The 13,408-nt window shown below is 46.4% G+C and carries 12 protein-coding genes; 7 read left to right on the top strand and 5 right to left on the bottom strand.

The genetic code is table 11. The features are described from left to right. Positions 1 to 19: 19 nt before the first annotated feature. Positions 20 to 820 (bottom strand): inner membrane protein YpjD, encoded by an 801-nt coding sequence (locus H3U82_RS09230; protein ID WP_037394291.1) that lies wholly within the window; start codon positions 818 to 820, stop codon positions 20 to 22. A 224-nt stretch (positions 821 to 1,044) separates the two neighbouring features. Between H3U82_RS09230 and ffh the strand changes: the two genes are divergently transcribed. The 5 genes from ffh to hpaC all read left to right on the top strand — a co-directional run bounded on the left by ffh (position 1,045) and on the right by hpaC (position 7,332). Then, positions 1,045 to 2,403 (top strand): signal recognition particle protein, encoded by a 1,359-nt coding sequence (gene ffh, locus H3U82_RS09225; RefSeq protein ID WP_078475001.1) that lies wholly within the window; start codon positions 1,045 to 1,047, stop codon positions 2,401 to 2,403. Between the two features lie 192 nt (positions 2,404 to 2,595). Further along, positions 2,596 to 2,760, top strand: a complete 165-nt coding sequence (locus H3U82_RS09220) for an SEC-C metal-binding domain-containing protein (RefSeq protein ID WP_078475000.1) — start codon at positions 2,596 to 2,598, stop codon at positions 2,758 to 2,760. A 423-nt stretch (positions 2,761 to 3,183) separates the two neighbouring features. Continuing rightward, positions 3,184 to 6,030, top strand: a complete 2,847-nt coding sequence (locus H3U82_RS09215; RefSeq protein WP_198210279.1) for a valine--tRNA ligase — start codon at positions 3,184 to 3,186, stop codon at positions 6,028 to 6,030. A 317-nt stretch (positions 6,031 to 6,347) separates the two neighbouring features. Continuing rightward, complete coding sequence (hpaR, locus tag H3U82_RS09210) at positions 6,348 to 6,797, top strand: homoprotocatechuate degradation operon regulator HpaR (protein ID WP_078474998.1); 450 nt, start codon at positions 6,348 to 6,350, stop codon at positions 6,795 to 6,797. Positions 6,798 to 6,801: 4 nt separating this feature from the next. Beyond that, entirely contained in the window at positions 6,802 to 7,332 is a 531-nt protein-coding gene (gene hpaC, locus H3U82_RS09205) for a 4-hydroxyphenylacetate 3-monooxygenase, reductase component (protein WP_025331512.1), read from the top strand. A gap of 101 nt (positions 7,333 to 7,433) precedes the next feature. Here hpaC and fba read toward each other — a convergent pair whose 3' ends face one another. The 4 genes from fba to H3U82_RS09185 form a co-directional block, all read right to left on the bottom strand. After that, positions 7,434 to 8,498, bottom strand: a complete 1,065-nt coding sequence (gene fba, locus H3U82_RS09200) for a class II fructose-bisphosphate aldolase (protein ID WP_025331513.1) — start codon at positions 8,496 to 8,498, stop codon at positions 7,434 to 7,436. A gap of 128 nt (positions 8,499 to 8,626) precedes the next feature. Further along, complete coding sequence (locus H3U82_RS09195; protein WP_198210271.1) at positions 8,627 to 9,562, bottom strand: ABC transporter ATP-binding protein; 936 nt, start codon at positions 9,560 to 9,562, stop codon at positions 8,627 to 8,629. Further along, positions 9,556 to 11,106 carry an iron ABC transporter permease gene (locus H3U82_RS09190; protein ID WP_198210270.1) on the bottom strand — a complete coding sequence of 517 codons (1,551 nt, stop codon included), beginning with the start codon at positions 11,104 to 11,106 and terminating at the stop codon, positions 9,556 to 9,558. The genes H3U82_RS09195 and H3U82_RS09190 overlap by 7 nt, the downstream gene beginning before the upstream one ends. Positions 11,107 to 11,251: 145 nt before the next feature. Then, positions 11,252 to 12,259, bottom strand: a complete 1,008-nt coding sequence (locus tag H3U82_RS09185) for a thiamine ABC transporter substrate binding subunit (RefSeq protein ID WP_198210269.1) — start codon at positions 12,257 to 12,259, stop codon at positions 11,252 to 11,254. Between the two features lie 97 nt (positions 12,260 to 12,356). On the opposite strand from H3U82_RS09185, the gene H3U82_RS09180 reads away from it, so the two are divergent. Both H3U82_RS09180 and H3U82_RS09175 read left to right on the top strand, forming a co-directional pair. Beyond that, positions 12,357 to 13,001, top strand: a complete 645-nt coding sequence (locus H3U82_RS09180) for a pyrimidine 5'-nucleotidase (RefSeq protein ID WP_198210268.1) — start codon at positions 12,357 to 12,359, stop codon at positions 12,999 to 13,001. A gap of 72 nt (positions 13,002 to 13,073) precedes the next feature. After that, on the top strand, positions 13,074 to 13,343 hold the full coding sequence (locus H3U82_RS09175; RefSeq protein ID WP_025331518.1) for a hypothetical protein: 270 nt from the start codon (positions 13,074 to 13,076) through the stop codon (positions 13,341 to 13,343). Positions 13,344 to 13,408 lie beyond the last annotated feature (65 nt).

Here is a 13,408-nt window from a genome sequence, read left to right as displayed (position 1 = left end):
AAACTAGTTACAAAAAAGATTAAAACAAAATTTCCAGCACAAACTTGCTGCCAAAATAAGCCAGCATCAGGCTGACAAATGACACAATAACCCACCATGCCACTTTTTTCCCGCGCCATGCCTGCATATGATGTCTGAGCAGGATAACCAGATAGATTATCCATGACAGCACGCCGAATACCGTTTTATGATTAAAACGTGCCGGCTCACCAAATACAGCTTCGGAAAATACTGTGCCGCTGACAGCCGCTATAGTCAGAAGCACAAAACCCGCCTGCAGGCCTTGAAACATTAATTTTTCAATAGCCAGCAAAGGCGGCAGGAATGATTGCTGCGGAACAGTTTTACGCCGGTGCAGATAATGATTGCGTACCAGCATGAGCACAGCCAGCAGTGTTGTAATGCCAAAGAGGGCATAAGCCAGCAATGCCGACAAAACATGTATCATGAATGCTGTGTTGTGCATCGGATAAGCAATAGCCTGTCCGGGCAGCAGTAAGGCAATCAGCAGTACGAGTGCCGAACAGGGAAACAGCGCCAGCTGTAATCCCTGCAGGCGATAGCGAAAACTGCCCACCCAATACAGCATTACCATTAACCAGGTAATCAGATTGAGTGCCTGACCGAACCCCACCAGCAGTACATGCTGCTGCAACATTGGCTGCCATACAACAAAGGTATGCAGCAGCAATATCAGCAGTAACAGTGACTGCTCACCCCGCAACGGATAAGGCACATCAGTATGACGTTGCCAGAACCGCCATGCCAGTACAGAAAGCACGACATAAGCAAGAATAAGCACCAGCAGCAATAAGCTCATGATTTTTCCGCAGCAATAGCGCGCCAAAAATTGGCGCGCGTAGTGTAAAATAGGTATTTATTATTGCTATGCCTGCTAAAAAATACAGGCAGGTATAGCAACGGGGTGCCATTTTATAACCAAATTGCTACTTATCATACCTATTTATTGTGCGAATTGACTGGCAACAGGCAATTTTCACCGAACATATACAGGCTGCTTACAATTAGCCGGAGATGGTTTCGATGTTAGACAATCTATCAGATCGCTTTAGTAAAATCGCGAAAACTCTGCGCGGACAGGCGCGTTTGAGTGAAGACAATATCAAAGATGCCCTGCGTGAAGTACGTATGGCATTACTCGAAGCAGACGTTGCCCTACCAGTTGTAAAAACGTTTATGGCTTCGGTAAAAGAACGTGCAGTTGGGCAAGAAGTCATTGGTAGTCTCACACCCGGGCAAGCTTTTGTTGGTGTGGTAAACGATGCCCTTACCGAACTGATGGGCACACAAAACAGCAGTCTGAATCTGGCCGCAGTTCCACCGGCCGTGATTCTGATGGCAGGTTTGCAGGGGGCAGGTAAAACCACTACGGTAGGCAAACTGGCCCGACTGCTGAAAAATGAGCAGAAGAAAAAAATCCTGGTGGTTTCTGCCGACGTATACCGTCCGGCGGCAATAGAGCAGCTAAAATTGCTGGCACAACAGGTTGAAGTGGATTTTTTCCCGTCACACGAAGGTGAACAGCCGGTGACCATTGCATTAAATGCTCTGGATCATGCCAAAAAACATTTTTATGATGTACTGATGGTGGATACTGCCGGCCGGCTAGCTATTGACCAGAAAATGATGGATGAAATCCGGCAGATACATGCAGCGATTAATCCGGTAGAAACTCTGTTTGTAGTAGATGCCATGCAGGGTCAGGATGCCGTAAATACAGCACAGGCTTTTAATGATACGCTGCCTCTGACAGGTGTGGTATTAACCAAAATGGATGGCGATGCCCGTGGGGGTGCCGCTTTGTCTGTACGTCATGTAACCGGCAAACCGATTAAATTTATTGGTGTAGGTGAAAAAATCAACGGGCTGGAACCGTTTTATCCGGATCGTCTGGCTTCGCGCATTCTCGGCATGGGGGATGTACTTTCACTGATTGAAGATGTACAAAAAGGCATTGATGAAAAAACCGCGCAGCAGATGGCAAAAAAACTGCATAAAGGCAAAGGTTTTGACCTGAATGACTTTAAAGCACAAATTCAGCAGATGCGTAAAATGGGTGGAATTGAATCCATTATGTCTAAGCTGCCAGGCGATATGGGACAAATGGCCAAACAGGTGCCGGAAGGCACGGCAGAAAAAGCCATGAGTCGTGTGGAAGCTATCATTAACTCGATGACAGCCAAAGAACGTGCCAATCCGCTGCTGATTAAAGCCAGCCGTAAACGCCGCATTGCCAATGGTTCCGGTGTTACCGTACAGGAAGTGAATAAAATGCTCAAACAATTTGAGCAGTCGCAAAAAATGATGAAATCATTTACCAAAGGCGGTATGGGTAAACTGATGCGTCTGGCCAAAGGCATGAAAGGTATCATGCCGCAATAACCTGTATTTTTAATACACTGCCTGAATTCAGATTCAGGCAGTTTTTTTATTTTCTGCTATCTCCTGAAGATAGCTTATGACAAGCATCCGGCATGGATAATCTTATATTTTTACTGTAAAATATTCCGAGCAATTTATGATTGCTGTTTAATTACATTATTTTAAAAAGGAGTACGATAATGCGCAAATTTAATGATAAAGGCTTTTTTTGAGCCAACCAGCAAACGCCGCAGAGGTTTCCCGTCAGAAACCAACGTTAAACGCGGACTGATAAGAACTGTTCATGGTGACAAAGTTCTGCATGAAAAGCTGGGGCGCAATGATCCCTGTCCATGCAACTCCGGCCGCAGCTTTTAAGAAGTGTTGTCTGAAAACCGGCTGCTTTCGATGGCAGCAACAGGCATGACTACTTCCGCTAATGTCTGCCAGTAATCACTGCTACTGAATTAATCCACTTTTAATTACTTCCCCCTGTATTCTACGCATACCGGGGGATAATTGATTGGGATTCTGCACAGTTTTATCCCGCCTACACAGATAATAAACAGGTAAAGCAGCAGAAATATATATTTATTAGTTAATTATCCGCCTGTACTCATAATTTTCATTTATGACATTTGCTTAATAATTAATCGTTTATTCGACTCAACCTCTATTTTGAAAATAAGACTGTTTACTTTGATATCCGGATTCTGACAAAAGCGCATCGTCTTAAACCATGCCTCAGCGCATGAGTTATAATCAGAATCTTATTTTTTGATTTTTTTCCAATTCGTAACCATGTTAAACACCCAATATTCTCCGAGTGAAATCGAAACCCGTTTATATCAGCAATGGGAACAACGCGGCTATTTTGCACCGTCACTGGATTTAAGCAAACCTTCTTTCGCTATTCAGCTGCCACCGCCTAATGTAACTGGCACCCTGCATATGGGGCATGCATTTAACCAGACCATTATGGATGGCCTTACCCGTTATCACCGCATGAAAGGTGAAAATGTGTGCTGGATTCCCGGCTCTGACCATGCCGGTATTGCTACGCAGATTGTGGTGGAACGCCAGCTGGCGGTAGAAAACATTACCCGCCATGATTTAGGCCGGGAAGCATTTATTGCCAAAATCTGGGACTGGAAAAAATTCTCCGGCGGCACCATTACCGAACAGATGCGCCGTGTCGGCTGCTCTGTAGACTGGAGCCGTGAATATTTCACAATGGACGAAGTACGTGCCGAAGTGGTTACCGAAGTATTTGTACGCCTGTTTGAGCAGGGTCTGATTTATCGCGGTAAACGGCTGGTAAACTGGGATCCGGTACTGGGTACAGCTGTATCAGATCTGGAAGTGGAAAATATCGAAGAAAACGGTCATATGTGGCATATCCGTTATCCGCTGGCCGATGATCCGGACAACGCTCTGATTGTTGCCACTACCCGTCCGGAAACTTTGCTGGGTGACGTAGCCGTAGCCGTACATCCCGATGATGAACGTTATGCTGGTTTCATCGGAAAACAGTTGGTGCTGCCGTTATCCGGCCGCACTATTCCGGTGATTGCTGATGAGTATGTAGATAAAGATTTTGGTACCGGCTGCGTTAAAATCACACCGGCTCACGATTTTAATGACTATGAAGTGGGTAAACGTCATCAGACTGCACTGATTAATGTACTCAGTCTGGATGCCAGAATACTACAGCAGGCAGAAGTATTTGATTTTCAGGGTCAGGCTCAGGCTGGTATTACGTTACCGGCACAATATGCCGGACTGGATCGTTTTGCTGCACGCAAACAGATGGTCGCAGACCTTGAAGCTCAGGGTTTACTGGTAAAAGTGGAAGAACACAAACTGATGACACCTAAAGGTGACCGTACCGGCAGTGTAATCGAACCAATGCTGACCAGTCAGTGGTTTGTGGCTATGACCCGCAGTGCTGATAATAATGTTGCCAACCCTGAACCGGAATCAGAGTTTAAAGGTAAAACTCTGACTGAAAAATGTATTCATGCAGTGGAAAGTGGACAAGTACGCTTTATTCCGGAAAACTGGGTTAATACTTATAACCAGTGGATGAACAATATTCAGGACTGGTGTATCTCCCGCCAGTTGTGGTGGGGTCACCAGATTCCGGCATGGTACGACCAGAACGGCCGCGTTTATGTAGCGCGTAATGAAACCGAAGCACAGGCACAGGCGGGTGAAGATGCGGTTCTGACCCGTGACGAAGATGTACTGGACACTTGGTTTTCTTCAGCTCTGGTGCCGTTTTCTACTCTTGGCTGGCCGGAAAAAACACCGGAATTGCAGGCATTTCTGCCCTCTCAGGTATTGGTAACCGGTTATGAAATTATTTTCTTCTGGGTAGCACGCATGATTATGATGACTACCCACTTCACCGGTAAAGTACCTTTTCATGATGTATATATTCATGGCATGGTGCGTGACCATGAAGGTAAGAAGATGTCTAAATCTGAAGGCAATGTCATTGACCCGGTGGATTTGATTGACGGTATCGATCTGGAAAACCTGCTGGTTAAACGTACTACCGGTTTGCGCCGTCCGGAAAAAGCGCCGCAGGTAATTAAAGCGACACAAAAACTATTTCCTGACGGCATTCCGGTATTCGGTGCTGATGCTCTGCGCTTCACTATGGCCAGCTATGCCAGCCTGGGCCGCAGTATCAATTTCGATTTCAAACGTGCTGAAGGCTATCGTAATTTCTGCAATAAATTGTGGAATGCCAGCCGTTTTGTGCTGATGAATATTGAAAATCACGATTGCGGGCAGGATGAAAGTCTGCCGCTAAGTTACAGCTTTGTTGATAAATGGCTGCTGACCCGTTTGCAGCAAACCATTTCGGCAGTAAGTGAAGCACTGGACACCTACCGTTTTGATATGGCTGCTCAGACCTTATATGAATTCATCTGGAATGAATACTGTGACTGGTATGTAGAACTGGCCAAAACTCAGTTGCAACGTGGTGATGAAGCACAGCAGCGCGCAACACGGCGCACACTGGTACGCGTTCTGGAAGTAGTACTGCGCCTGTTGCATCCGATTATGCCGTTTATCACTGAAGAACTGTGGCAGACCATTGCACCACTGGCTAACGCAAAACATACTGACAGCATCATGCTGGCCAAATGGCCGCAGGCTGACAGCAGTCTGAATAATGCTAATGCGGTAAATCAGATGCATTATTTGCAGGAGCTGGTTAATTCAGTACGCAATTTGCGTGGTGAAATGGGGCTGGCGATGAGTGTAAAAGTGCCTTTACTGGTTGAAAGCAATACCGATCTGGGTGAAATTCTTCCATATCTGCCACTGATGGCACGTCTGAGTGAAGCCAGACAGGTAACCCATTTGCCAGAAAGTGATGATGCACCGGTAGCAGTATGTCAGGGTGCGCGCCTGATGCTGAAAGTCGAAGTGGATAAAGCTGCTGAAACGGCACGACTGCAAAAAGAAGCAGAAAAACTACAGAAAAATATCGATAAAATTGAAGCAAAGCTGGCCAAACCGGGCTATACCGACAAGGCACCTGCGCATCTGGTAGAAAAAGACCGTACCGAACTGGCTCAACTACAGGACAGAATGTCTAAAATTGCTTTACAGTTACAAAAATACAATTAATTAATTACAAATTATTTCTTCTCAACCACCAAACCACAGATACAGGTAGCAGCCGGATAAATCCGGCGATCACTTTTATGTATTAGGATTGGTGGTTTCTTTTTTTAATTTCAAAAATATTGCAATAATCAACTAAAAAATAATTTTTTATTCTAAAACAAGCTATTAATTAAATACAATGTACTTGTTTTGTAATTTATTTACACATAATTATTCAAATTTATAATAATATTATGTAAAATTCGTAAAAAATAACTTTTTAGCTTTATATTGAAAAGTTATATGAACCGGATATACTGAAAGATTGGAGCAAACAGGTGATTAATACATCTAAATACTCGTCCCTCAACATTGTCTTGATTCAGGCTCGTGAAGCATTATTATCTCATTTTCGCCCGATGCTGAATGATATCGGTATCACTGATCAGCAATGGCGTATTACCCGTTTACTGGCAGAAAATGGTATCATGGATTTTCAGGATTTAGCTAAACAGGCATGCATTCTTCGCCCAAGCCTGACTGGTATCCTGACAAGACTGGAAAAACTGGATTATGTAGTCCGTCTTAAACCATCCAATGATCAGCGACGGGTTTTTCTTAAGCTGACCCCGGCCGGAGAAAAATTGTATGAAGATTTGTGTCGTTCAGTAGATGCACGGTACAAAGTACTGGAACAGCGTTATACTCAGGAAAAATTACATCAACTGGGCAATATGCTGAAAGAATTTACCAATATTGCTGTCGATAAAGAAGAACCAGAAACTTAATAAAATGAATCAACCACCGTCAGCCGTAGCTTTACAATATCGTGAAGCGATGTCAAAAGTTGCCGCAGCAGTACATGTTATTACCACCGAAGGTTCAGCCGGCCGTTATGGCATCACCCTTACCGCAGTCACATCGGTAACAGATACACCTCCTACCTTATTATTATGCATTAACCGTAACGCCCGTATTCAACCGGTTCTCCGCGCCAACGGGCGTTTATGTGTTAACGTTCTGGCTTCATCTCAGCAGGATGTAGCGGAGCATTTTGCCGGAATAACATCTGTTCCGGTAACCGAACGTTTTCTGCAAAACGACTGGCAAAATCATCACCACTCCGCCCAGCCTCAGTTAGTAGGAGCACTGGCACATTTGCACGGTCACATTGTCGATAGCCATGATATGGGCAGCCACAGCGTATTTTATGTAGCAGTTGAGCACATAAATATTAATTCACAGGAAAATCAGGGATTACTGTATTTTCAGCGCCGGTTTACTCAGACTGCCATACCATTTTGTGAAGCAGACTGTGTCTGAATCGATTTTCCTGCCACACCGGCAGATAAACTAAAAAAACAGGATATAAACAACAATGGACTGTCCTTTTCCGGACAGTCCATTATTACATGTAAAAATACTTATTTTACAATCTGTACCAGTTCGCCGGCTGCGTAACGATTTGCCATTTTTTCCAAAGAAATTGGTTTAATCTGGCTCGCATGACCGGCAGCTCCAAAGGCCACATAACGATCAATACAAACCTGCTTCATGGCTTTAATGGTTTCAGTAAAGTATTTACGCGGATCAAATTCTGCCGGATGTGTAGCGAGAAAACGACGGATGGCGCCTGTGCTGGCCAGACGCAAATCTGTATCAATATTAACCTTGCGTACACCGTATTTAATACCTTCGACAATTTCTTCTACCGGCACACCATAAGTTTCCGGAATATTGCCGCCAAATTCGTTAATCACCTGCAACCATTCCTGCGGTACTGAGCTGGAACCATGCATAACCAGATGGGTATTAGGTAAACGTTCATGAATTTCACGGATGCGGTCGATACGCAGTACTTCCCCTGTCGGCTTACGGGTAAATTTATAGGCGCCATGGCTGGTACCAATAGCAATGGCCAGAGCATCAACACCCGTATCCTGTACAAAACGCGCTGCCTCATCCACACTGGTGAGCATCTGTTCATGGCTCAGTTTACCTGCAGCACCCACACCATCTTCCTCACCGGCATCTCCGGTTTCCAGATTACCCAGACAGCCGATTTCACCCTCTACTGATACACCGCAGGCATGTGCCATATAGACAGTTTTGCGAGTGACATCTACATTGTATTCATAAGTGGAAGGTGTTTTGGCATCACTCAGCAACGAACCATCCATCATTACTGATGAAAAGCCCAGCTGAATTGAACGCTGACATACTTCCGGTGATGCACCATGATCCTGATGCATCACAACCGGAATATGCGGAAATTCTTCAATGGCAGCCAGAATAAGGTGTCGCAAAAACGGGGCACCGGCATATTTGCGTGCACCGGCACTGGCCTGCACAATCACCGGAGCGTTAACTTCATCGGCCGCTTCCATAATCGCACGCATTTGTTCAAGATTATTGACATTAAACGCCGGCAGACCATAACTGTTTTCTGCAGCATGGTCGAGCAGTTGGCGCATAGAAACTAAAGCCATGAGGTTCTCCGTGTGTACTTGCAATAATTGGTAAAAAAATCGGCGCAATTATACCACTATGCACCGTTTTTGTAGGCATGAGCATGCATTCTTCGACTAATTCAGTTTACCGCCAAACAGACACTGTATTACTGAAAGAAAACAATTTGTTGATGCTGTACCGTTAATGGCAGCCAGTCTCCTGCCTGCACAGCATAATGCAGCGGCAGCCACCAGCGTAATATTCCGTATTGCGGATGCAGCAACTGTACATCATATGATCTGGCTGTTAAACATACTTCTGTTACCTGTACCTGTGTTCCGTTTTCAGGATCATATTGCAGAGCGTTTTGCGGAATATAACAAACATCGCTGACATTATCACAACCCAGTAAACGCGCAGCCCATGCATCAGCCGGTCGTGCCAGCAATTGTGCAGCGGTACCCTGCTGTACCCAGCGGCCATGCCTGAGCAAACAAATACGATCAGCCAGCGCAAAAGCCTCCAGCGGGCTGTGAGTAACCAGTACAGCCGAACATTTTTGCTGACGCAATAAACGCACAGTTAATTGCTGCAAACTAGCACGCAACGTTGTATCCAGCGCTGAAAATGGTTCGTCCAGCAACAATGCCTGCGGTTGCAGAACAAGTGCTCTGGCCAGTGCCACCCGCTGTTGCTCTCCGCCGGATAATACATCTACCTGCCGGGCAGATGCTTCAGACAGCCCCACCTCGGCAAGCATTTGCATGGCCTGCTGTTGTGCTTGCGGTTTGCTTACCCCGTGCATACGCAGTCCGAAAGCCACGTTTTGCCACACATTCAGATGTGGCAATAAAGCATAATCCTGAAACATCAGCCCGATACGGCGCTGTTCCGGCAATAAAAAAGTTATATTTTCTTTGTTAATAAAAATATTGCCGCTATCAGGTTGTACCAGACCGGCAGCCATATTCAGCAAAGTTGATTTACCGCTGCCGCTTTCTCCCAGTACCGCTACCAGCTGACCGTCGGCCACCTCCAGACTTAAATCCGCGGCAACAACTTTATCGGAAAATTTTTTATTAATTTGTTGCCAGCTCAGCATAGATGCGTTTCCTTTTTGTCCTTACTCCATTCCACTAACGCAAAAATCAGTATAGTCAGCATCATCAGCAGCAAGGTCAGCACCATCGCACGGTCATAATTATCCCGTCCGGCGGTACTCAGATAATGATAGATCAATGTAGTCAGCGTCTGCCATTCCGGCCGCGACAGAAACAGCGTAGCCGCAAACTCACCGATACAGGTAGCCGCAGCCAGCGCCAGCCCGCGCTGCAAAGCCGGTCGTAACAGGGGCACAATAACATACAGCAATACTTGCATGCGGCCGGCACCGAGTGTACGCGCAGCCTGTGTATAACTGTCAGGCAAACTGTCCCATGCGGCCAGTACATCCTTGGTAATAAACGGATAAGCCAGCAGCGCATACGTACATATCAGCATACTTAATGATGCTGTCCAGCCGGGATAACACAACAACAGCCCGAATGACACACACACCGGTGATACCATAAATGGTAAAAATGTCAGACTGCGCACCCACATCAGCCGCTTTGCCAGCGCAGCATGCAAAAAACCCAGCAGTAATGCCAGCATGATTGCCATTAAAGTAAAGCCCAAAGTATTCAGTACTGCCTGCCACGTTGTACTTTCCAGTAATACCAGCCATGAACTGCCAGCCAGCAAAGCACGCCAGCACACTGCCAGCAGCGGCAGCGCACAACACCCCAGCAACAGCAGCAAAGCCAGTACCAGTCCTGCTTTCTGACCGGTTGTCGGCAATTGCGGCGGCAACATCTGTATCACTGCCTTCTGAGCAGAATATCTGCTCAGAACCGCATATATAATACCGGACAGAAAAGTTGTGGCCAGTACCCACAACACCAGCACACCTGCCTGTGCCATATCCAGCTCATAAGCTATCAGCTGATAAATCTGCACTTCCAGCGTAATGTAATGCTCACCGCCAAGCAATAAAGCCAGACCAAATCCGGAAAAACAATACAAAAACACCAGACACATACCACCGGCCAGCCATGGCAGCATCTGCGGAATTTCAATCCTGACAAAGCGCTGCCACGTTCCGGCACCCAGTGTCTGCGCCGCATACATACGTGTTGCCGGTACCTGACACAAACCCTGATAGCCGGCACGTACCATTACCGGCAGATTAAAAAATACATTACCGTATAACAATAGCCATGGCGTACCTTCCCAGCCGCGCCACAATAAACCCTGTGCCCCGAACAATGCCAGAATACCCACACCGGCTACTAAAGTAGGGATTACAAACGGCAGCATTAACAAACGCAGCACCCAGTTCCGGCCGCTAAACTGCAAACGGGTAACCGTCCATGCTACCGGTACACCCAGCAACAACGTCAGCACGCTGCTGATAGCAGCCTGTGAAGCTGTCCAGCCCAGTAAGCGACGCATATATTCGTCCTGCCACACCATACGGAAACTGTCTGCATCCGTTTGTTGCAGCATTGCCTGCAATGGTAACAGCACCACAGCCAGCAAAAAAAACAGCGGCAGTAATGAAAACAGCACCGGCAGCAATTTTTGCCCGAAACTGACAACTTTCATCCCAATACCGTTTACATCTCTATTTACCAGACGATTACCTCAGATTCAGTATTTGTATAACCAAACAGGGCATATCCATGCCCTGTTTTTATTTCTTACTCCGGCCGCAATAAACAGCCGCATGGCGACAGTACAGGTTATTTACTCAGCGCTGCACTACCTTTACCCATTGTTTAACCCAGCTTTGCTGCTTAGCTGCCATATCAGCCATACTTGGCTGCGTTACTGTAGTCGGAATTTTTACATGAGCATATACCGGTGGCAAAGACACACCTTTTACAGCCGGATAAACCCACATGGATGTCGGAATGGCATTCTGTACCTGATTGCTTTGCAGATATTGCACCAGTTTAGCGGCCAGTGCAGGCTGACTGGCATGATTCAGTACCGCAGCACCTTCTATATGACGGAACACTGCCCCTTTAAAGCGTAAATCGGCAGTTGGCGGTGTTTTGTATTTACCCTTACCATAATAAACTTCTGCTATCGGACTGGAAGCATAGCTTACCACCATCGGCCGGCTGCCTCCGTTCAAGGTAAATTCAGTGTAATAGGCCTCACTCCAGCCTTTAGTCACTTTTACACCATTCTGGCGCATTTTAGCCCACCATTGCCAGGTGCCCTGCTCTCCTAAGCCGCCAATATTCGCCAGCAGAAAACCCAGCCCCACACTGGAAGTGGCCGGGCTGGGCACAACGAGTAAATCACGGTAAGCCGGGCTGGCCAGTTCTTCCAGCGAGCGCGGCAAAGCTTTGCCATGTTTCTGAAACCATGCCATATCATAATTAATCGTAATATAGCCGTAATCCACTGCCAGAGCCTGCGGCAGAGAAACATTAACCGGACGACCGGACGGCTGCGCCTGAGCAAACAGTTTAAACTGCTGAGCCTTGGCAATATTGCTGTTATCCAGACCATATACTGCATCAGCAATCGGTCTGGCACGAGTTAAAATCAGCTTGTTGAGCATTTCATTTCCGCTACCGACTTTAATCACCGTCAGTTTCACATTATTATCATGCTCAAACTGAGCCAGAACATTTTTAGGTAAAGCAAATGAATCATGTACAGCCAGACGTACTTCTGTCTGTGCCTGTGCAACCATACTGAGTAACAGACACAGCACTCCGATTAACCACTTACCTGCTTTCATTCCGGCCTCCTGCCATTAAAATCATTAGGTATTCTTCATATACAATCATACCCGTTTTAGACGTTTATAGTAAAAATCTGACGCCATCTTACAAATCATGACAACTCATTACTGGCTATTTGACCTCGACAATACCCTGCATCAGGCTGATGCAGGCATATTCGGTATTATCAATCAGCACATGACAGCCTATATAGCCACCACCCTGAATATCGACGATATTGCCGCTTCCCGGCTGCGTCAGCAGTACTGGCAGGATTATGGCGCTACACTGGCCGGACTGCAAAAACACCATCCGGAAATCAATCTTCAGGAATTCCTGCTGGCGTGTCACCCGCTGGAACAAATTATGCCTCTGTTGCAGCCTATGCCGCAAATACAGCATACTCTGGCTCATTTGCCCGGCTATAAAGTCGTTTTTTCCAATGGTCCCAGCCATTATGTACAGGCACTGATCAGTACCATGCAAATTGAATCACATTTCCATGCCCTGTTTGGTACTGATAATGTACAAATGCTTTACAAACCTCATCCGCATGCTTACCACAGCCTGTGCCGGCAGCTGCATATCCGCCCTGAGCAATGCATTATGGTAGACGATAGCCTGTCCAATCTGAAAACAGCACATACATTGGGCATGCGAACAGTATGGTTCGGAACACACAGCCATCCGGCTGCCGGAATCGATGCTGCTGTACCTGATATGCACAGTCTGCTACAGATTGCCCCGTCTCTGTTATAAAGCAACTATACGCAGGCACACAAATTCTCTACAATATCCCTGTACAAACGACTAACCTCAAAGGACAACACCATGCGTGCCGGAATCTGTTTAATTTGCGGTCTACTGGCCATCAGTGGCTGCACATGGGAAACCTATCAGGATGCCAGCGGACAGACAAAACTGCGCCAGAAATATGAACCGGGTACACGTGTGGTTTATCAGGATGGCACCTACTCACATAATATGCGCTATAACAGCATGCGCCCCGAACCGCACGTGATGAAACCCACTGTAGGGGATGCAGACGAAAAATTACCGGCACACACACACTGGTCAGATTCAAACAGTAGTGCCGAATAATTCAGATACATCAGTACAGGGCTGCCGGAATCATGCCAGATTACCGACAGCCCGTTTTCACATCT

The sequence above is a fragment of the Snodgrassella sp. W8132 genome, from assembly GCF_016100865.1.
In the GTDB taxonomy this organism is placed as follows: Bacteria; Pseudomonadota; Gammaproteobacteria; order Burkholderiales; family Neisseriaceae; genus Snodgrassella; species Snodgrassella alvi.
The sequence above is the reverse complement of the archived record's forward strand: the minus strand, read 5'-3'. Positions and strand labels throughout refer to the sequence as shown.